The sequence below is a fragment of the Leclercia sp. 119287 genome (assembly GCF_009734485.1).
Taxonomy (GTDB): Bacteria; Pseudomonadota; Gammaproteobacteria; order Enterobacterales; family Enterobacteriaceae; genus Enterobacter; species Enterobacter adecarboxylatus_C.
Genome location: NZ_CP046445.1, coordinates 2,377,694 through 2,398,034 on the forward strand (window position 1 = coordinate 2,377,694; position 20,341 = coordinate 2,398,034).

Consider the following 20,341-nt stretch of genomic DNA (forward strand, 5'->3'; position numbering starts at 1 on the left):
TTACCACTCCTTCGTCCAGGCGTTATTGTCCGGCAGCGTGGCGCCGCGTTTTACCACGTGCAGTTCCAGGTCCAGCGCCGCGAGGATTTTGAACAATGTGTCCAGCTTGGTGGAGCCTGGTTTGTTCTCGAAATCCGATACGGTGGTTTGTTTAATACCTACCTGTTCAGCCGTCGCCGTTTGGGTTAACTTATTGACCTTACGCTGATCCCGGACGGCTTGCGCCAGTGCGTCTGCCGATGTCACCTTCATGATTATCCCTCATAGCGGATATTTTGAGAAAATCCCCTGTAGGGGATAAAATGAGAATAACCCCTCCAGGGGATAAGTGCAAATTATCCCCTGAAAAGGATAAAAACGTTCAAACCATCCTTTTCAAACTGCAAGGCTTTGTTACCGAGCACTATGCTGAGGTATAGGGTTAAAGAAGGCTATTGTATGTTGTAACTACATATAACATATATTATTCGGAGTTATTTATTCATTATTAAATGTGCCGTAATTTATATTTACTCCGCGTGAGATCGTTAAAAAAGAAATGTATTAAATATAGGGCGCGTACCGGTTCGTTAATTACAGCCAGCAAACCCTGCATATGCAAAAAACTAACGTAGCGGCCCCGGGGACTTTATGCAGCCTATAAAAAATAATTTCGCTTAACCGAAGCGTTAACTGTAAAAAAAGCACTCCTGTCTCACGATGATTTTAATCATCTTTTCTAATAACGAAGCAGAGCGTCGATGAAAAGACCCTGCTCCTCATCAGTGTTCCCGTCTATCATTTAAAGATAAGACAGCGGTAAAGCTGGTTCGCGCTTATTTCTGCAAGGGATGTTGAAACAAACCTGGTACTTCCGGGTGGTTTATTTTTGACTCTGTTCTGCCTTTAATAAAATACGTGGAGGGGATAAGCATGCATGATTGTGACGTAAATATGAGTGAGGACCTGATTATTCTGCCGTATTGTGATCCGTAAAAAGGGATTATTTATTTCCCCATTTTAATACCATGCCGGTTTGTTTTTTTTATTGATAAACACTATCCATCGGGAGCAGTGAGATGCCTATTTTTAGTTCATTCTGGCAGGCGGGGTTTGAAGGTGCAGATTTTGTTACGCGGCAAGGGCATGCCCTTTCAATGGATCACGAAACGGGTCATGACAGCAGACATTACGATGATTACAGGGCACTCCGCCCTTTTCACATCGCCACGGTGAGGGAGAGCGTCGGCTGGCGACTTACCGATACATCAGAGGGTTACGACTTTACCGCCGTCGCGGCCAAAATGGCATCGGCAAAGGAGAACGGTATCCAGATCTGCTGGACGATTTGCCATTACGGCTGGCCAGACGATGTCGATTTTTTCTCTGAGGCATTTGTGACGCGTTTCGCCCAGCTGTGCGGCGCGCTGGCCGCCTTTTTGCGCCCCTGGTATCAGAAGCCGCCGGTCTACTCCCCGGTCAACGAGATCTCCTTTACCGCCTGGGGGATTGCCGTGGGCCTGTTTCCCGCCGCCCTTGCGCAAGAGATGGAAAGCATGCAGATCAAGCGGCAGCTGGTTCGCGCCACGATAGCCGCCTGCGACGCCATCTGGGCTGCCGATCCCCGGGCCAGAATTCTGCATTGTGACCCTCTGATTCATCTGATTTCTCCCGACGACGACCCCACGACCGAACAGGAAACCGAGGCGTTGCGCACGGCGCAGTACCAGGCGTGGGACATGCTAGCGGGACGGCATGAGCCCGAGCTCGGCGGTAACCCACGCTACCTGGATCTGATCGGGGCCAATTACTACCACGACAACCAGTGGATGATGGGAAACAACCAGCGCCTCGCCTGGCATCTTGGCGACCGGCGACGACGACGATTACACGAAATGTTGCAGGAACTCTATGAACGCTATCACCGCCCTATTCTGCTTGCCGAAACAAGCCATGTCGGCAGTGGGCGTGGAGCCTGGATTAACGATGTCGCCTCTGAGGTTGCTCAGGCACAGCTGGCGGGCGTTGAGCTCTCAGGGATCTGCCTTTACCCCATTATTGACCGCCCCGACTGGGAAAACTGTGCTGTCTGGCATCACTGCGGTTTGTGGGACATTACGCCCGATAAAGAGCGACATCTTAATACCCTTTACGCACGCGCGCTTGAGCAAACCCAGCTCCGGCTGAAACGTTTTCAACAGCCATCAGGCGCCTTTACCTGCACCGGCACAGAGGTATCAGATATGAAAAAAATATATGTTTTTAGTCACCTGCGCTGGGACTTTGTCTTTCAGCGTCCACAGCATCTGATGACACGTCTTGCCCAGCACTATCACATTGTCTTTATTGAGGAGCCGCTCTATTCAGCGGAGAAACCGGAGCTGAAGCTCTCCCGGCCCGCCCCAAACGTCACCGTGGTTCGGCCGCATACCCCGTCAACGGCGGCCGGGTTCCACGACGAGCAAATTGCCTTTCTGGAAACGCTCCTGACGGAGCTACGGGAGCCGGACGAAACCCCGGTGGTCTGGTTCTATACGCCGATGGCGCTTCCGCTATTGAAGATCTTTACTCCGGCGGTCGTGGTCTATGACTGCATGGATGAACTTGCCGCCTTTGAGAAAGCCCCTCGCCAGCTGTTGCAACGTGAGTCAGCTCTGCTGAGCCGGGCGGATATTGTCTTTACCGGTGGCCCCAGCCTGTATGAAGCGAGGAAAGGCCGTCACCCGAATATTCACTGTTTTGCCAGTAGCGTCGATGCGGTGCATTTCGAACAGGCGCTGGATAGGGCGAATCATCACCCGCTGCAGGACGAGATCCCTCATCCACGGCTCGGGTATTACGGCGTTATTGATGAACGTATGGATTTATCTTTAATTGCGGCTCTCGCGGATTCACATCCGGAGTGGCAGATCGTGATGGTCGGCCCGGTGGTGAAGATCGATCCCGCTACCCTGCCCAGACGCAGCAACATTCATTATCCCGGCATGCAGCCTTATCAGGCCCTGCCACAGTTCCTTGCCGGCTGGGATGTGTGCCTGATGCCGTTCGCGCTGAATGAATCTACGCGGTTCATTAGCCCGACAAAAGTGCTCGAGTACATGGCCGCGCAGCTGCCGGTGGTCAGTACCGCCATTGCCGATGTTGAAAAACCCTATAGCCACGTTGTGGCTGTTGCCCACGACCAGACAGCCTTTATTGCCGCCTGCGAACAGGCGCTGGCGCTGCCGGAAGACACCCGAAAAGCGCAGCAGCAGACGATGCAGCGTATTGTCGCCAGCACCTCCTGGGATAAAACCGTGCAGAGCATGCACGCGTTGATTGAGAACGCGTTTTTACGCTATCTGGATGCCTCGGCTGCGACGGTCAACGCAGCGGATAGCAGCTCCGACGAATCCGCTTCCGAGCCGGTTTTACGGCTGATCCCACAGAAGGCGGCCCGCACAGAAGCACAGAAATGTTTAATCCTCGGGGCCGGGCCAACCGGGCTGAGCGCGGCCTATCACTATGGCGAAGGGGCAACGTTGCTTGAGCGCAATGCCACGGTCGGCGGGCTCTGTCGCTCCATTCAGGACAAAGGTTTTACCTTCGATTATGCAGGCCACATTATGTTTTCCGCTGACGAAGAGGTGCTGGCGCTGTACAAAACGTTACTGGGGGACAATATCCACTGGCAGATCCGTGAAGCCTGGGTCTATACCGAGGGCGTTTATACCCGCTACCCCTTCCAGGGCTCCCTTTACGGGTTGCCCGCCACGGTGGTTAAAGAGTGTATTCTGGGTGCCATCGAGGCGCGATACGGAACGGGTTCGGGTGTGCAAAGCATGACGACCTGCGCCGAGAAAACCGGCCAGGGGAAACAGCACCACGACTGCTGCGCCGATGGCGCGGTGCCGGACTACATCAGCGCCGATCCAGCGGAGAAAACGCCACGAAAAGGCAGCTTTGAAGCCTTTATCTATGAGACATGGGGCAAGGGGATCGCCCGGCATTTTGCTATTCCCTACAATAAAAAGCTATGGACGGTGCCGCTGTCGGAAATGGAGACATCCTGGCTGGGTGGCCGCGTTCCCCTGCCCGACCTGGAACAAATTATCGACGGCGCCCTGAACGAGACCTCAAAGCCGATGGGGCCCAATGCGCGCTTTGGTTATCCGCTGCAGGGCGGCTTCCAGGCGCTGATGAACGGTTTTCTGCCGCACATTAAAGGCCGGATAGAGACCGGGGCCGAGGTCAGTAAAATCTATGCCAATCAGCACATCGTTGCGCTGTCAGACGGACGGCAGTATCGCTATGAACATATGATCAGCACTCTGGTACTGCCGGAGCTGATTCGCCTGATGGGCGACGAAGTGCCGCCTGACGTACGCAAAGCAGCGAAAGGCCTGCGCCACGTCTCCGTTCGCTGCGTCAATCTGGGGGTTGGCCGTGACAATCTGACCGACAAACACTGGATTTACTTTGCCGGTAAGACAATATTTCACCGCATTTTTGTTCAGGGGAACGCCAGCCCCTTCTGCAGCCCGGCGGGCAGCTGCGGCCTGACCTGTGAAATCAGTTACTCACCGGATAAACCGTTGCCGGTTGACGGCCAGGCGCTGATCGACCGCTGCATTAAGGAGTGCATCGAAGCCGGAATTATTTCAGCAGAGGATGAGATTATCACCGCCAACCAAATCGATATCCCCTACGCCTACGTGATCTACGATCAGAGCCGCAAGGAGAACGTGGAGACGATCCGCAAATGGCTGTTGCTGCACGGCATCACCCTGGCCGGACGCTACAGCGAATGGGAATACTACAATTCGGACCATGCGTTTATCGCCGGGAAAGTGGCCGTTGAGAAAGTCCGGGGATCGGCTTACCGGCATTCTGTTTCCTGAGATATAAATCATTAATCTGTTCAGCCGACGCCGTTTGCGCTAACGTATTGTTCGCAAACGGCGCAGAGCGGACTCCCGCATGCTGTAAAGCGAAGATAAACGGGCACGATGTTGACGTGTCTTAGTGTAATAAGTTTATTGTATGTTGTAACTACATATAATTATGGCGCTGCGCCCGACCTGTTCTACACTCACTGACACAAACCCACAGGGAGAACATCAGGAATGGAGATCCCGTTAACCTCCAGTGAGCTTCGTCTGTTCTCGCACATCCTGTGGCAACTCGGTTCGGGCCAGGGCAGCCGCGCCCTGCGTCAGGAGACGCTGGAAAATGTCTGCGCCCTGTTGCAGGCCGATTTTGCGGCATCCTGCATCTGGTCCTCTGCCTCCAGGACCTCGCGCCACGGCGTCAGCTGGAACATTGCTGAAAAAGCAATGCGTGAGCATGCCAGTACCTGGCAATACATCGATCCCATCACCCCGCTTCTGCGCGCAAAACAGCATCCAACCCTGGTGGATGAGGTGATGCCTGCCCGCGAGTTGTTCAAAACGCCCTTTTACCATGAGTTCCTGAAACCCTGCGGCATGCACCACGGCGTTAATGTCTATTTTTTACGTGATGGTGACGACGTGGGCGATCTGCGCATCTGGCGGGCCAAAGACGCCCCGCCGTTCGGGCAGCGCGAAATCGCACTGTTGCAGTTGCTGGAACCCTGGTTTGCCAGAGCCTTACCGAAAAATGAAGAGTCCCCGTCGTTAACCGCCCGGGAGCAGGAGGTGGTCAGCCTGGTCTGCAAAGGTCTGGGCGATAAAGAGGTCGCCCGCCTGCTGAACATCAGCTTCACCACCGTCCGCACCCATCTGAATCACGCCCTGAAAAAGCTCGACTGCGCCAACCGCACGGAGCTGGCCTCGCGGCTCAGGCATTAACGCCTCCTCAATCCTGAGGATGGCGCGCGGAGGGCTGATTTGCCTAAATGTTGCGGATACCCACTGTCCGGAAACAGCCCATGAAAATAACAACACCCGCAAACCCTGCACAACTGGATACCCTCACCGCCGCCGACGCGGCACAGCTCATCAGTGAACGAAAAGTGTCGAGCGAAGCGCTGGTTCGCGCCTGCCTGGCCCGCATCGAAACCCAGGATCACCTTAACGCCTTTATTACGGTGAATGCCGAACAGGCGCTGGCGCAGGCAAAGGCCTGGGATAAACACCTCGCCGACGGCGGTGCCCCCTTGCCGCTGGGCGGTGTTCCCGTCGCGGTGAAAGACAATATTCACGTCGCCGGTTTGCCTAATACGGCCGGGACGCCAGCCCTGAAAAATTTTGTACCCAAAACGACCGCCCCGGTGATCCAACGTCTTATCGATGCGGGCGCCATTATTATTGGCAAATGCAACATGCATGAGCTGGCCTTTGGCGTCACCGGCTATAACGCGGCGTATCACACGCCTGCGATAAAGGGCGTGCGCAACGCCCATGACGTCAGCCGTATTGCGGGCGGGTCTTCGTCGGGCAGCGCGGTAGCCGTTGCCGCCGGAATGGCACCGGTAGCCATCGGCACCGATACCGGGGCGTCGGTGCGCCAGCCCTGCGCCCTGAATGGCTGCGTCGGTTTTCGTCCCACCACCGGGCGCTATTCCCAGGCGGGGATCACCCCCCTCTCCCACACCCGGGATACCGCGGGCCCGATGGCCCGCAACGTGGCGGATATTGCCCTGCTCGACAGCCTGATGGCCGGTGGCGAGGTGTTACTCCCTAAACCCGCCCGGACCATTCGTCTCGGAATTGCGCCCTGGTTCTGGCAGGCGTTGGATGAAGAGGTCAGCCAGCAGGCCCACGCCGCGCTCGCCAGGCTGCGCGATGCGGGAGTCACGCTGGTTGCCGTCGAGATGCCCGGGCTTGAAGAGGCCAATGCCGCCGTCTCCTTCCCGGTGGTGATGCATGAAGGTAAGCACGATCTGATTGATTATCTCCAGGCGCATGACACCCGGTTGACCCTGCAGGATATCGTGCAGCACATCGCCAGCCCGGATGTGCGCGCCATCTTTGAGCACGTCATTGTCCCGGGGGTGATCCCGGATAATGACGGCAATCTGGTTCCGCTGACGCCACTATACCAACAGGCAGTTTCGCAGGGGATCGGGCGTCTGATCGCCCTCTATGAACGGACCTTCCACGACCACCAGCTCGACGGGTTAATCTTCCCCACTTCGCCGGTCGTCGCCCCGCTGGCGAATGATGAGGTGAGTTCCGCGGAAAACTTTGCCCGCTTGATCCGCAATGTGGATCCGGGAAGCAATGCCCGCCTGCCGGGGCTGACCCTGCCGGTCGGGGTGGGCGCCACCAGCCGGTTGCCGGTAGGGCTGGAGATAGACGGTTTGCCGGGGAGTGATGCGCAAATTCTGGCGATAGGTGCCACGCTGGAGCAGATCCTGGCGCAGTAACGATTAGCGAATTTTCCCGCTAAACAGCCTGAACCCCCAGGTGTTGTACAGCAGCGTCACCGGAGCCAGCAGCGCAAAGCTTATCAGCAGAAAACGTTGGGTCTCCGGTGGCGCGGCCGCCTGATGAAGGGTTATCGACGCCGGGACTATCCACGGATACAGCGTAAACACCAGCGCGCCGAAGCCGCTACTCACCAGCACCAGGATCCCGGCCAACGGCAGAAAATGATCCCCGCCCTTTAGGCCGAACCACACCAGTCCCTCGCCCGCCAGCACCGCCCCGGCAAACGGCAGCCAGATCGTGAAATTCTGCAGATGCAAACGCCAGGTCTCCTGTAATTGCATGGTCCAGAATAGTAGCCCGGCCATCAGCAACAGCGCGATCGTCGCCAGCCAGGGGAGCGCCCGCCTCGCCCGATGCAACAGTACTCCGGTTCCCCGCCAGATCAGCCATCCCTCGCCCATCAGGCAATAAAACACCACCAGCGACAGTGCGCAAAAGAGCGGAAATGGGCTAAACCACTCCCAGCCGGTACCGGTAAACTGCTGACCGTCGTTGGGGATCGTCTGGATCAGACTCCCGACAATCACCCCCTGGGCCAGGGTAGCCAGCAGCGACCCCGCCACCAGCAGCGTATCAAACAGACGTGGGGCATAATGCCGAAACTCAATCGCCATTCCACGCACTACCAGTGCCAGCACCAGGATAAAGACCGGCACATACAGGGCGCTCAGAATAATGGCGTACGCAAGGGGAAACAGCCCGAAGAGGCTTCCCGCCGCCAGCACCAGCCAGGTCTCGTTCCCATCCCAGATGGGGAGTAATGAAATAGTGATCTTATGCCGGGAGGCCTCGTCGCGCTGAAAGGCGCAGAGTATCCCGGCGCCGAGGTCCGTTCCGTCCAGCAGAACGTAGATCCACAGGCTTACCACCAGCGATGCCGCTGACAGGATTTGTAACAGCGGTAATCCCATCAACTCATGCATCGGTTTCTCCTTTCCCCGTCCGCCGGGCGACATCGGGCTCAGCCCCTTCTTCGTCCTCCGTGGGCGGCCTGGCGAGCAGGCGCAGCAAAAACCACAGCCCCAGCCCGAACAGCGCCAGGTAAATCGTGCCGATCAGAATTAATGAGCCGAGTACAAAATGCGGAGCAACGGGCGAAATACTCTCTGAGGTACGAACCAGACCGTAGACCGTCCAGGGTTGCCGCCCGGCTTCGGTCACCATCCACCCCGCCAGCATGGCAAAAAAGCCGGCGGGTGCCATAACCACCATCAGACGCTGGAGCCGCCGCGCCTGCCATAATCGCCCGCGCAGACGCGCAACGAGTCCGGTGATAGCGGTAAACACCATCAGCAGACCCAGTCCCACCATGATGCGAAAGGCCCAGAACACCAGCGGCACCCAGGGCAGTTCATCAGGAGGATACTGATTAAGACTGTGGATCGTCCCTTGCAGGTTATGCCGCAGGTAAAGGGAGCCGATATCAGGAATGGCCAGCTCATAATGATTGCGACGCTCTGCCATATCCGGCAGCGCAAAGAGCCGCATCGGCTCGCCATGTCCGGGCGGAGGGGGATCCCAGCTACCTTCCATGGCGGCCAGCTTCACCGGCTGACGATCCCGGGTATTCTCTCCATGCAGGTCCCCCAGCACCACCTGCAGCGGCGCCATTATCAGCAAGGTCCACATCGCGATAGAAAACATATGCCGGGCCGCCGGATGCTGGGAATCGCGCAGCAGATGCCATGCGCCACAGGCCCCGACCAGACAGGCGGTACCGAGAATGGCGGCCACAACCATATGCGCCATCCGCCACGGGAAAGAGGGATTGATAATCACCGCCCACCAGTCAACGGGCCGGAAGCGACCATCGGCACCAATCAGATACCCGTCCGGGGTTTGCATCCAGGAGTTAGCGGCGAGGATCCAGAAAGCGCTAAACACCGAACCGAGCGCCACAATGCAGGTCGCCATAAAGTGGATCCACGGCCGCACCTTATTCATCCCGAACAGCATCACCCCCATGAAGCCCGCTTCCAGAAAGAAGGCCACCAGCACTTCCATATAGAGCATCGGCCCCAGCACCGCGCCGGTACGACTCGCCAGCCCGCTCCAGTTGGTACCGAACGAGAACTCCATCACTACTCCGGTCACGATCCCTACCGCCACGTTCAGGGCGAACACCTTACTCCAGTAGCGCCAGAGACCGAGCCAGACGGGCTGCTTACGCCACAGCCAGAGCCCCTCCAGCACCATCAAGAGCTGCGCCAGCCCGAGGGTAAACGCCGCCAGCACAATATGAAAGCTGATGGTAAAGGCGAACTGACTGCGCGCCAGCAGAAGTGTGGTCTCCGGACTCAATGTCGCCCCACAAGGATGCCCAGTAAGCCGGTCAACAGGATCCAGAGATGAGATGCTGTCTGTCGCATAGCCCCTCTTGTGTAGATTTATCTCGATAAAGTGTAAGCAATCGATGGGAAGGCGTACGAAGAAAGTGGGGAATTACAATCATTGTTAAGAATTGACTTACCCATGAATAGAACGACAATAAATGTTCCCGGCGAAACACTGTAGAAATGGAGTCTATCATCGCCTGCTCACGTCCTTCTCAGCTTGCCACCCACCTTAAACGCTCTGGTGCCCTTATCGCCTGGGCGCTGTTACTGGTCAGTTGCAGCTCTACACCACCTAAATCGCTGGTCACTCCGCTACCGCCGGTGGCTAAACATCCGCTGCCGGATAAAAGTGCACGCCATGAGCCGGTGCGCGGTGTCTGGCTGGCGACCGTCTCTCGTCTCGACTGGCCGCCGCAGGCGTCGGTGAATGGTCGCCCTGCTGCATCGCGGATCGCCATGCAGCAAAAGACCCTGACCGATAAGCTGGATAATTTGAAAAGTCTCGGGATCAACACCGTGTTTTTCCAGGTCAAACCGGACGGCACCGCCCTGTGGCCATCAAAGATATTGCCGTGGTCGGATATGCTGACCGGCAAAATCGGGGAAGATCCCGGCTACGACCCGCTGCAGTTTATGCTCGATGAAGCACACAAGCGCGGGATGAAGGTTCACGCCTGGTTTAACCCTTACCGCGTCTCAACCAACACCCGGCCCGGCACGGTCGCGGAGCTGAACCGTACCCTGTCGCTCCATCCGCCGAGCGTGTTTGTTCTGCATCGGGAGTGGATCCGCACCGCGGGAGATCGCTATGTCCTCGACCCCGGCATTCCGGAAGCCCGGGACTGGATCACCAGCATCGTGGCCGAAGTGGTGTCGCGCTATCCGGTGGACGGCGTGCAGTTCGATGACTACTTCTATGCCGAGTCCGCAGGCTCGGCGCTGAACGACAGCCAGACGTACCGCCAGTACGGTCAGGGATTTGACTCGAAAGCCGACTGGCGGCGCGACAATACCCAGCAGCTGATTACGCAGGTGTCACGCACCATCAAGCAGATCAACCCCAACGTCGAGTTTGGCGTGAGTCCGGCTGGCGTCTGGCGTAATCGCTCCCACGATCCGGCCGGGTCCGACACCCGGGGCGCAGCGGCCTACGACGAATCCTTTGCCGATACCCGTCGCTGGGTGCAGCAGGGGCTGCTGGACTACATCGCCCCGCAGATCTACTGGCCGTTTTCCCGGGATGCGGCGCGCTATGACGTGCTGGCGAAATGGTGGGCTCAGGTGGTGAAACCTACCCATACCCGGCTCTATATTGGCGTCGCCTTGTATAAGGTGGGCGAGCCCTCAAGCAAAGAGCCCGACTGGACGGTGCAAGGCGGCGTGCCGGAGCTGAAAAAACAGCTGGATCTGAACGAATCCGAGCCGCAGATTGACGGTACGATCCTGTTCCGGGAGAACAACCTCAATCAGCCCCAGGCGCAGGAGGCGGTGCGTTATCTGCGAACGCGTTGGGGGTCGTAGCCTTTGCCCCCAGCTGAAAACCATTAAGAGGGTCAGCTGTGACCAGGGCGAAACAGTAAGTTCAATGGGATAAACACCGCGCAAAAGCTGAACGCACCTCTTCGTAGAGCGTGTCTGACAGCATTAAATTTTGCCAGATAGTATTATGCCCGGCGCCAGGAATGGTGAGCAGCTGCTTCTGGCGGCAGCCAGCTGCTGAGGACAACAGTCTTTCCGGTATTTCTGCGGGAATGATTGCGTCATTTTCGGCGGCAATAATCAGCAGATTGCCGGTAAATTCAGCTGCGATATCCCAGGCATCAGTTTGCGCCCAGCTTCTCTCTTTGCGAATGATGGCAGAAAATTCAGGACCAAAGTTAATCTTATAGGCTGGCGTTGAGTAGATGCCGGGAACCATGAGAATGAGGGATTGAAACCGGATCGTTTTACTCAGCTGGAGGGCGTTATAGGCCCCCATACTTACGCCTATACACCCCGTGAGAGCCAGCCCCTGAAACGCAATCACCGCCTCTGCCTGTGCCGTGCGGCTGAAAAGAGAGGACGCGTGCATATCTCCCCCCGTCTCACCATGACCTACAAAGTCAAAGAGCGTCGTTCCAATGCCTGACCTATCCAGAAGCGCACGGTATTTATAGAACACCGTGCGATCCTTACCGCCCCCATGAAGCATCAGGAAAGGCCATTGCGCCCGAATGTGCTTTCGGCATAGATGAATTTGCCCTGAAACGGCACCTGGAAAGCGTGACTGGAAATCATCTGCGTATTCATCATCGAATGAATCATTTTCCTCGTTTTATCAAACCAGAAGGAACCGCCGGGGGCGCTGCGCTTGCCCGGCCTACGAGCTGCGTTCCCCGGACATTGTGTGCGATGTCATCTCAGAACCACTCTCGAGCCGCCTGATAGCCGGCACCATGCTCGCCCCCGCCGTGGCAATTACCACCGCAACGGCGGATACCAACAGCACGTTGCTGGTGCCGTACTCAATCGCCAACGGGCCTGCGATAAGCTCGCCGAAGGGGATGGCGACAAAAGACCCCACCGCATCATAAGCATAGACCCGGGCCAGCTTGTCCTGCGGGATATGGGTTTGCAGCGACTGGGCCCAGGCGACACCGAACAGGCCAAAGGTTACGCCTGCAATAAAAAACGCGGCCATCAGCCAGGGTGTGGCCGCAAGCTGGCTCAGCATGAACGGGGGCAAGGCGCAAAACGACACCAGCAGCACCCCGATAAAGAGGTCGCGGCGCGGGCGCCAGCGCAGCGCGAGGGAAGATCCCACAATCAGCCCCACGCTCTGGGCTGCAATAATCATCCCCCAATGTGCACGTCCAAAGGAGGCATCGGCAATCACTGGCCCGAGCACCATCATCACGCCGCTGAAGGCCGCATTAATAATGGTGAACTGCACGACGATAGCCCACACCCAGGCCCGGCTGGCGAACTCTTTCCATCCCTCTTTCAGGTCCTGCAGGATATTGCTTTGGATTGAACCGGCTTCACGTGGCGAGACGCGGATTAAATAATAGAGCGGCGCAGCCGCGGCGAAGCCCAGCGCATCAATGGCCAGCCCCCAGCCGGGCCCGACGGCGCTTATCAGAATGCCCCCCAGCGAAGCGCCGATCACCGTTCCACCGTAAATACCGGCCTGCAAAAAGGCATTGGCTTCACGCAGATTGCGGGCGGGAACCGTCTGAGGAATGAGCGCGGAAGAGGCCGGTAAGGCGATCCCGGCGGCGGCCCCATTCAGGGCACCGAGCAAGGCCAGTCCGATCGCCGTGGCGGAACCGTCCAGCACCGACCAGGCCACAACCGCCTGCGAAATGGCCGCGACCAGGGAAGATGAAACTAACACCCGACTGCGGGAATAGCGGTCCGCTAACACTCCGCCCAGCAGCAGGAACAGCACGTTGAAAATCGACCGGGAGGCGACAACGATACCCAAATCAGAGACCGATCCGCCGATATCCAGGACCGCAAAAGCCAGTGCGATGGGGGCAATACCATTGCCCAGCACGGTGAGAAAACGGGCGGCGAACAGATAGCGAAAAGCGGAAAAGTGAAAGGCACGAACGTTTTTATCAGGCGTTGTCATGGGTTCAATGGCGTCGGGATCGGGAGGGACATTATAACGGAACGGCGTTTCAAAAACACCCATTCCCGGAATCGTAGGCCCGTGCAAGCGCAGCGCCGCCGGGCATAAACCCGGGTGCGATCTGTCGTGCCGGGTGGCGGCTATGCCTTACCCGGCCTACAAAATTTACAAAACCGGTGACCGCCTGAGCGCTTGCTGGCCCCCTGCTTTTCTTGTACCCTTCCCCGCTTTGAACCCCTTGCCAGATAATAAAAGGATGCCTGTGACTGCTCACCCTTCGAAAGATCCTTTGCACGGCGTCACGCTCGAGATGCAGGTCAATGCCCTGGTGGCGCGTTACGGCTGGGCGCAGCTGGGAAAGCTGATTAAAATTAACTGCTTTAACAGCGATCCCAGCGTCAAATCCAGCCTCAAGTTTTTACGGCGTACCCCGTGGGCCCGCGCCGAAGTCGAAGCCCTCTATCTGGACTCGCTGGAGGATCCCGCGCCAGCAAAAGCTGACGACGAGACCACCAGCCCGTGGGACAGAGCGCGGGCTAACAAGTAACGCCCCGCGTTATGGCCGCCGTAACAGCACGATACTGCGGCCTGGCAGCGGAAAATCGGTATCCGGGATCACCGCCTGCCCCAGATGCTCATCTCCTGCCGTACTCAGCTCCAGGACCCAACCCTCTTTACCGCATTCCGGGATACGGAACGGCACCGCCCCTTCATACGGATTGATCAGCAGCAGCACCTCCTGCCAGATCCCCTTTTGCCCGTGCAGATCGGCCCGGGTGAGGTACAGCCCCAGCGTGGTGCCCTCGTCCCAGTGCTCCGGCAGCTGCGGCCCGCCGCCGGCATTAAACCAGGTGATCTCCATCCCGTCACGCCAGCTCTCGCGGTGCAACAGCGGCTGGCTGGCGCGCAGCTTGATCAAATGCCGGGTAAAGTTGCGCAGCGTCTCGGCGCTTTCCGGGAGATTCTCCCAGTGTACCCAGCTGATTTCGCTGTCCTGACAGTAGCCGTTGTTATTACCCAGCTGGCTGCGGCCAAACTCATCCCCGGCCAGCAGCATCGGCGTGCCGTGGGAGAAGAGCAGCGTGGTGAGGAAGTTGCGCTTCTGCTGTTCACGCAGGGCATTAATCTGCTCGTCGTCGGTCGGGCCTTCAGCGCCATAATTCGATGACCGGTTATCATTGTGGCCGTCGTTGTTGTCTTCCCCGTTGGCCTCGTTGTGCTTCTCGTTGAAGGAGACGAGGTCGTTGAGGGTGAAACCGTCGTGGGCGGTGATAAAGTTAATGCTTGCCCACGGGCGACGCCCACGCTGGTCATACAGATCCCCGGAACCGAGCAGACGCGCGGCGAAATCGGACGAGACGTTATCCCCGCGCCAGTACTCACGCACGGTATCGCGATACTTGTCATTCCACTCGCCCCAGCCTGGAGGGAAGCCCCCTACCTGATAACCGCCGGGGCCGATATCCCACGGCTCGCCTATCAGTTTCAGCCGCGAGAGGAGCGGATCCTGCATCATGGCATCGAAAAAGCCGCCGCGCTGATCGAACCCTTCCGGCTCGCGCCCGAGGATGGTGCCGAGGTCGAAGCGGAAGCCGTCGATATGCATCGACTCCGCCCAGTAACGCAGGGAATCCATCACCATCTGCAGCACACGCGGGTGCGAGGTATTCACCGTGTTGCCGGTGCCGGTATCGTTCACATAGTAGCGGTGCTGACCGGCAATGGTGCGGTAGTAAGAGAAATTGTCGATCCCCTTAAACGACAGCGTCGGGCCCAGCTCGTTACCCTCGGCGGTGTGGTTATAGACTACATCGAGGATCACCTCGATACCGGCATCGTGGAAGGCGCGCACCATGTCGCGGAACCCCTGAATGCCGTTCGGGCCGCCGTAGCGCGACGCCGGAGAGAAGAAGTTAAGGGTGTTATAGCCCCAGAAGTTTTTCAGCCCCCGCTCAAGCAGATGCTGATCGTCCGGGAACGCATGTACCGGCAGCAGCTCAACGGAGGTCACGCCGAGGCTTTTGATGTAGTCCACCGTGGCTTTATGCCCCATCCCCTCGAAGGTGCCGCGCAGTTCGGGCGGGATCGCCGGGTTGAGCTGGGTAAAGCCTTTCACGTGGGTTTCATACAGAATCGTACTGGACCACGGCACCGCCGGGCGATGTGGATCCTGCCCGTCGAACACCCGTGGGTCGATGACCCGGCATTTTGGCGTATAGGGTGCGCTGTCCCGGGTATCAAAGCTCAGATCGAGTTCGTCATGCCCCAGTTCATAGCCAAAGTGCGAGGGGTTCCAGATAAGTTCCCCGGTTAAGGCTCTCGCATAAGGGTCAATCAGCAGCTTATGCGGGTTAAAACGGTGCCCGTTTTCCGGATCGTAAGGGCCATACACGCGGTAGCCGTACAGCGCGCCCGGCTTCAGATCCGGGACATAACCATGCCAGACTTCGTCGGTGTACTCCGGTAACTCCAGACGGGCAATTTCAGATTTACCACTCGGGTCAAACAGACACAGCTCAACGCGTTCGGCGCAGGCCGAAAAGAGGGCAAAATTCACCCCTTTGTCATCGTAATTCGCCCCCAGCGGGTAACTCTGCCCCGGCTGGATTTCATAAATTTTGTCATATGCCATAACGTCTTTCCTTCGAACAGTAATAATCATTAGCCGCAGGCCAATAACACCCGCCAGCAATCCTGTGCATCACTCAATTGCAGACTTTCACCCAACACCAGGGTTTCACCGCTGAAACAGTCCTTATAGCTGCGTCCGGCGAGATCGGGAGGAAGAACCACCTCGGTCGCTCCCCACAGAGCCGCCCCGGTGACGGGAAACGCCCGGGTGGCATTCGCCAGCGCCAGCCGCGGTGCCACCACAATCAGCACGTCGTCGTCATCCACGCGGGCAAAGGCAATCGCCTTATCCGCCCGCTCGCCGCGGGTGAGCAGCGCAACATAGCTGCCCAGACGGAACAGCGCCGGTTTGCGCTGGCGCAAGTGCAGCAGCGTGCTGGTGACAGACAGCTTCAGCTGCCCGTCCTGCCAGCTCGCCTCGCGGGTGGCAATCTGCCGATCCGCCGACGCCAGCTGCTGGCGGAGCTGGTCGAAATCGGGCTCGCGACGGTTATCGGGATCGACGAGGCTAAAGTTGAGCCCCTCGCTGCCCTGATAGACATCCGGCACGCCCGGGGCGGTGAGTTTGATCACCGTCTGGCTCAGGCTGTTTACCAGCCCGGCGCGGATAAACGGACGCAGCGAGGTGCTGAAGTCTTGCAGGAAATTCTGATTCTCCGGCGACAGCAGATGGCGGGCATACTCCAGCACCACTGTTTCATAGGCTTCGTTACTGTCCACCCAGTCGGTGCGCAGCTTGGCCTCCCGCAGCGCCTTTTCAACAAAGGCCAGGAATCGCTCCTCCAGCGCCTTCAGCCCCTCAGCATCCTGCGGATCCAGCTGTGGTGGCCAGCCCCCCGCCAGCGCCTGATAGAGCATCCAGGTGTCGGCGGCTCTGGGGGCCGTACCATCATTGAGAAAACGCACGTGGGTCTGGTTCAGCTGCTGCCAGCGGGCCACGCACTCTGCCCAGACCTCCGGGGCTTCGGTCAGGGTGTAAAGCCGGGCGCGGGCATCTTCCCCGCGCTTGGTGTCGTGGGTTGAGGTGCCGGAGAGCGCATCCGGCTGACGCTCACGCCGCGCGGTCATCTCGGTGTGAAAACGCGTCAGTGAAAAGGCGCGCGGCACCGGTTCGGCCCCCACTTCGTTGAGGGCCAGATCCATGTGCTGACGGAAGAACAGCGTGTCCTCCACCGACTTCGCCATCAGCGGCCCGGTCAGCTGCTGGAAACGGGTGCGGAAATTCGTGGCGGTATCGCGGGCCTCCTCAGAGACCTCGCCGGTCAGAATACGCATCAGCAGCGCAATGGCGTCGGGATCGGCGCTGATGGTCGACACCACATGGTTCAGCAGCCGCACATCCGCGGCGGACATTCCCTGCGCCGTGCCGTAGGTGCGGTATACCGGGAAGGCCACCAGCAGCTCGCGCAGCGCCATCCGCAGAGGCTCCTCTTCGAGGTTGACGCCTTCGGTCTGCGCCAGGGTTTTCGCCAGCGTCAGCAAGGTAGAAAACTCGCCGGCGAAGTTTCTGTCCACCATCAGCAGACGCGCGTCGCGCAGTTCGTCGTGCATATCCACCGGGCGGCCCATGACCCTGTCATAGGCCTGGCGCAGACCATCGATTTTGTCGTCATCTATCAGCACTTCCGATAGCGAGGCGATAAATTCATAGCCGGTGGTACCGGAGATCGGCCAGTCATTGGGCAGGTTCTCGCCTTTGCTGAGGATCTTCTCCACCGTGATATAGCAGTCTGGGCCCGCCTCCTGACGCAGACGCTGGAGATAGGCGCGCGGGTCGGCGAGCCCGTCCACGTGATCGATGCGCAGCCCGTCCACTGCACCCGAGCGCACCAGGGCCAGGATCAGGGCATGGCTGTCATCAAACACCGCGTCGTCCTCAACCCGCACGCCCACCAGGCCGGTGATCTCGAAGAAGCGACGCCAGGAGAGGTCGCGCGGGGCATCACGCCAGCTGGTAAGCCGCCACGGCTGCTGGTCATGCAGCCGGGTGATGGCCGCCGGATCGCTAAGGCGAAGAACCTCGTCTTCGCGCCCTTCCCAGCTGTCAGGCGTCAGCGGGTAAAAGTTGTCGAAATACGCCAACGCCGGTTTGCCGGTGTCAGGGTCGCGCTGAACGCTGATTTCGCCGTTCGCCAGCACCACATCAAAGTCATCACCCAGAAACGGCAGGGTCAGCCGACGCGACCAGTCGATATCAAAATGGCGGGCGTAGCGGCTCTTCTCTCCGTGTTCAATCACATCGCGCCACCAGGCGTTTTCCAGCGAGGTGGACATGTGGTTCGGCACAATATCCAGGATCAACCCCAGCCCGGCCGCCTTCAGGGCGCTGACCAGCCGCTCAAATCCGGCGCGGCCTCCAATAGACGGGTCAATCTCGTTGGCATCGGTGACGTCATAACCGTGCGTCGAATCCCGGGCGGCGGTAAATATTGGCGAAGCATACAGATGGCTGATGCCGAGCTGTTGCAGGTACGGCACCAGACTGGCGGCACGGTCGAAAGTCATGCCGTTGCGAAACTGAATACGCCAGGTCGCTGTGGGGATCATCAGGTCGGTTCTCCTTGTGCAAAACGTACAATAACGGTGTTCGCGAGCAGTTCCGTGCGGCCTTCAGGCCAGGCAAACAGCGTTTCACCCGCTATATCGGGCAGCATTTGATCCTGTTCGCCAATATTGAGCGCCAGCGTCAACGTGCCCTGTGTAAATGTCCAGCTCACGACCACGCAGCCCGGGGCCGTTTTCAGCACCCTGCCGCTACCGCCCTGTGCTCCGGCCAACAGCGGCACAATCGCCCGCTGGCGCAGCTGTAACAGCTGTTGGGTAAAGCGCAGCCAGGTCTGGCCGCCGGGTTGGTTGAGTTTGTTCCAGTCCAGTTTCGAACGGGCAAAGGTCTCAGGTGCATTGGGATCCGGCACCGTCTCGTCGTGATCGCTGAACTCTTTCGCGCGCCCTTCCCGCACCGCACGCGCCAGATCCCCGTGGAAATCGGTAAAGAACAGGAACGGCTGGGTTTCACCAAACTCCTCGCCCATAAACATCAGCGGGATATGGGGGGACAGCAGCAGCGCGGCCATCAGCACCCGGGTACGTTCTTCCCCAATCAGGCTTAACAGGCGATCCCCCTGAGCACGATTGCCTACCTGATCGTGATTCTGGATGAAATCGACGAAGGCCACTGGCGGTTGAGCGATACTTTTCACTCCCCGGGGCTCACCGGTTTGCGGGGAACGTTCCCCCTGATAAGAGAAGCCTTCTGCCAGCGCTCTCGCCACCCATTGCTCCGGTTTTTCAGCAAAATCCTGGTACCAGGCATGGGTTTCCCCGCTGGCCATCACGTGGATGGCATTGTGCAGATCGTCGTTCCACTCCCCGGTAAACAGCGGCACGCTGCCGTCGTCTTCACGCGGATGGAGAAACACCACGTTGCGGCTGTCTTCGGTGGTCAGATGCACGGGCCGGTCGGTGATGGCGGCGCGGATGCGGGTGGCGATCTCGATTAGCACGTGGGGGTCGGAGGTATCTTCGATCTGGTCGATGGCGTCAAAGCGCAGGCCATCGAAGTGGAACTCCGTCAGCCAGTACAGTGGCGCATCGACAATAAACTGACGCACCGGCGCAAGGTCATACGCGATACCGTTCCCCCACGGGGTCATGCGTTCCGGGTGGAAAAAGTCCGGTGCCAGTTTCGGCAGGTAATTACCTTCCGGCCCGAAATGGTTAAGCACGATATCCAGCACCACCGACAGGCCGAGGCCGTGGGCGGTATCGACAAAGGCCTTCAGCTCATCCGGCGTGCCGTAGGCGCTGTGCGGAGCATACAGCAGCACGCCATCGTAGCCCCAGCCACGACTGCCTCCCGCCTGGGAGACCGGCATCAGCTCAATCATGGTGACGCCGAGCGAGGCCAGATACGACAGTTTGTCGGTGGCCGCGCGGAAAGTGCCCTCCGGGGTAAAGGTCCCGATATGGAGCTCGTAGACCACGCTCTCTTCCCAGGGCCGGCCCTGCCAGTGGGTATTGCGCCAGACATAGCTATGAGGATCGCACACCAGCGACGGGCCGTTGACATCACCTTGCTGGGCGCGGGAGGCCGGATCGGGCACCGCGGTGCCGTCAGGCAGGATAAAGCTGTAGGCTGAACCGGGGGCAACATCGTTGACCGTCAGTTCAAATCCGCCGTCACCGGTCGGGTGCATCGGCAGTGTTTCGTCGTTCAGGCGCAGGGCAATTTGCTGCTGACCGCTGGCCCACAGATGAAAGCGAACGCTGTTCGCATCGCTATATTCACAACCCCAATACCTAATAGATTTAGCTGTCATTCCACCACCTCGTTTGACCCATGATCCTCGGGTTGCCTGGCGTTAATCGCTAAGCAGAGGGAAAAA

General features: G+C 58.5%; 13 protein-coding genes. 5 read left to right on the forward strand and 8 right to left on the reverse strand.

Features of this window, described 5'->3' with window-relative positions:
• Entirely contained in the window at positions 1–252 is a 252-nt protein-coding gene (locus GNG27_RS11525) for a helix-turn-helix domain-containing protein (protein ID WP_142489448.1), read from the reverse strand.
• Between the two features lie 806 nt (positions 253–1,058).
• On the opposite strand from GNG27_RS11525, the gene GNG27_RS11530 reads away from it, so the two are divergent.
• The 3 genes from GNG27_RS11530 to iaaH all read left to right on the forward strand — a co-directional run bounded on the left by GNG27_RS11530 (position 1,059) and on the right by iaaH (position 7,309).
• Positions 1,059–4,859 carry an NAD(P)-binding protein gene (locus GNG27_RS11530; RefSeq protein WP_156263759.1) on the forward strand — a complete coding sequence of 1,267 codons (3,801 nt, stop codon included), beginning with the start codon at positions 1,059–1,061 and terminating at the stop codon, positions 4,857–4,859.
• Between the two features lie 225 nt (positions 4,860–5,084).
• Positions 5,085–5,789, forward strand: coding sequence for a LuxR C-terminal-related transcriptional regulator (locus GNG27_RS11535; protein WP_156263760.1), 705 nt, complete (start codon positions 5,085–5,087; stop codon positions 5,787–5,789).
• A gap of 80 nt (positions 5,790–5,869) precedes the next feature.
• Positions 5,870–7,309 carry an indoleacetamide hydrolase gene (gene iaaH, locus GNG27_RS11540; protein ID WP_156263761.1) on the forward strand — a complete coding sequence of 480 codons (1,440 nt, stop codon included), beginning with the start codon at positions 5,870–5,872 and terminating at the stop codon, positions 7,307–7,309.
• Between the two features lie 3 nt (positions 7,310–7,312).
• Here iaaH and GNG27_RS11545 read toward each other — a convergent pair whose 3' ends face one another.
• Positions 7,313–8,296, reverse strand: a complete 984-nt coding sequence (locus GNG27_RS11545; RefSeq protein WP_156263762.1) for a cytochrome d ubiquinol oxidase subunit II — start codon at positions 8,294–8,296, stop codon at positions 7,313–7,315.
• Positions 8,289–9,674 (reverse strand): cytochrome ubiquinol oxidase subunit I, encoded by a 1,386-nt coding sequence (locus GNG27_RS11550; RefSeq protein WP_156263763.1) that lies wholly within the window; start codon positions 9,672–9,674, stop codon positions 8,289–8,291. The genes GNG27_RS11545 and GNG27_RS11550 overlap by 8 nt, the downstream gene beginning before the upstream one ends.
• 215 nt (positions 9,675–9,889) lie before the next feature.
• Between GNG27_RS11550 and GNG27_RS11555 the strand changes: the two genes are divergently transcribed.
• Positions 9,890–11,230, forward strand: a complete 1,341-nt coding sequence (locus GNG27_RS11555; protein WP_142489454.1) for a glycoside hydrolase family 10 protein — start codon at positions 9,890–9,892, stop codon at positions 11,228–11,230.
• A 61-nt stretch (positions 11,231–11,291) separates the two neighbouring features.
• Here GNG27_RS11555 and GNG27_RS11560 read toward each other — a convergent pair whose 3' ends face one another.
• Together GNG27_RS11560 and GNG27_RS11565 are read right to left on the reverse strand one after the other, a co-directional pair.
• On the reverse strand, positions 11,292–11,900 hold the full coding sequence (locus tag GNG27_RS11560) for an alpha/beta fold hydrolase (protein ID WP_156263764.1): 609 nt from the start codon (positions 11,898–11,900) through the stop codon (positions 11,292–11,294).
• Between the two features lie 168 nt (positions 11,901–12,068).
• Entirely contained in the window at positions 12,069–13,325 is a 1,257-nt protein-coding gene (locus tag GNG27_RS11565) for an MFS transporter (protein WP_156265121.1), read from the reverse strand.
• Positions 13,326–13,587: 262 nt separating this feature from the next.
• Here GNG27_RS11565 and GNG27_RS11570 point away from each other — a divergent pair, with 262 nt between their 5' ends.
• Complete coding sequence (locus tag GNG27_RS11570; RefSeq protein WP_142489456.1) at positions 13,588–13,872, forward strand: VF530 family DNA-binding protein; 285 nt, start codon at positions 13,588–13,590, stop codon at positions 13,870–13,872.
• A gap of 9 nt (positions 13,873–13,881) precedes the next feature.
• Here GNG27_RS11570 and glgX read toward each other — a convergent pair whose 3' ends face one another.
• The 3 genes from glgX to treZ are packed head-to-tail and all read right to left on the reverse strand — an operon-like array spanning position 13,882 to position 20,275.
• Complete coding sequence (gene glgX / locus GNG27_RS11575; protein WP_156263765.1) at positions 13,882–15,957, reverse strand: glycogen debranching protein GlgX; 2,076 nt, start codon at positions 15,955–15,957, stop codon at positions 13,882–13,884.
• 29 nt (positions 15,958–15,986) lie between these two features.
• A complete protein-coding gene (gene treY / locus GNG27_RS11580) occupies positions 15,987–18,503 on the reverse strand; it encodes a malto-oligosyltrehalose synthase (protein ID WP_156263766.1) in 2,517 nt (838 codons plus the stop codon).
• On the reverse strand, positions 18,503–20,275 hold the full coding sequence (gene treZ, locus GNG27_RS11585; protein ID WP_156263767.1) for a malto-oligosyltrehalose trehalohydrolase: 1,773 nt from the start codon (positions 20,273–20,275) through the stop codon (positions 18,503–18,505). Before treZ ends, treY begins: the two co-directional genes overlap by 1 nt.
• Between the last annotated feature and the right edge of the window lie 66 nt (positions 20,276–20,341).

What these genes read in the sequence shown, in the direction of transcription:
- GNG27_RS11530 (WP_156263759.1), top strand. Translation starts at nt 1,059, where the DNA reads ATGCCTATTTTTAGTTCATTCTGGCAGGCGGGGTTTGAAGGTGCAGAT.
- treY (WP_156263766.1), bottom strand. Translation starts at nt 18,503, where the DNA reads ATGATCCCCACAGCGACCTGGCGTATTCAGTTTCGCAACGGCATGACT.
- iaaH (WP_156263761.1), top strand. Translation starts at nt 5,870, where the DNA reads ATGAAAATAACAACACCCGCAAACCCTGCACAACTGGATACCCTCACC.
- GNG27_RS11560 (WP_156263764.1), bottom strand. Translation starts at nt 11,900, where the DNA reads ATGCTTCATGGGGGCGGTAAGGATCGCACGGTGTTCTATAAATACCGT.
- GNG27_RS11525 (WP_142489448.1), bottom strand. Translation starts at nt 252, where the DNA reads ATGAAGGTGACATCGGCAGACGCACTGGCGCAAGCCGTCCGGGATCAG.
- GNG27_RS11555 (WP_142489454.1), top strand. Translation starts at nt 9,890, where the DNA reads ATGGAGTCTATCATCGCCTGCTCACGTCCTTCTCAGCTTGCCACCCAC.
- GNG27_RS11545 (WP_156263762.1), bottom strand. Translation starts at nt 8,296, where the DNA reads ATGCATGAGTTGATGGGATTACCGCTGTTACAAATCCTGTCAGCGGCA.
- GNG27_RS11535 (WP_156263760.1), top strand. Translation starts at nt 5,085, where the DNA reads ATGGAGATCCCGTTAACCTCCAGTGAGCTTCGTCTGTTCTCGCACATC.
- GNG27_RS11565 (WP_156265121.1), bottom strand. Translation starts at nt 13,325, where the DNA reads ATGACAACGCCTGATAAAAACGTTCGTGCCTTTCACTTTTCCGCTTTT.
- glgX (WP_156263765.1), bottom strand. Translation starts at nt 15,957, where the DNA reads ATGGCATATGACAAAATTTATGAAATCCAGCCGGGGCAGAGTTACCCG.
- treZ (WP_156263767.1), bottom strand. Translation starts at nt 20,275, where the DNA reads ATGACAGCTAAATCTATTAGGTATTGGGGTTGTGAATATAGCGATGCG.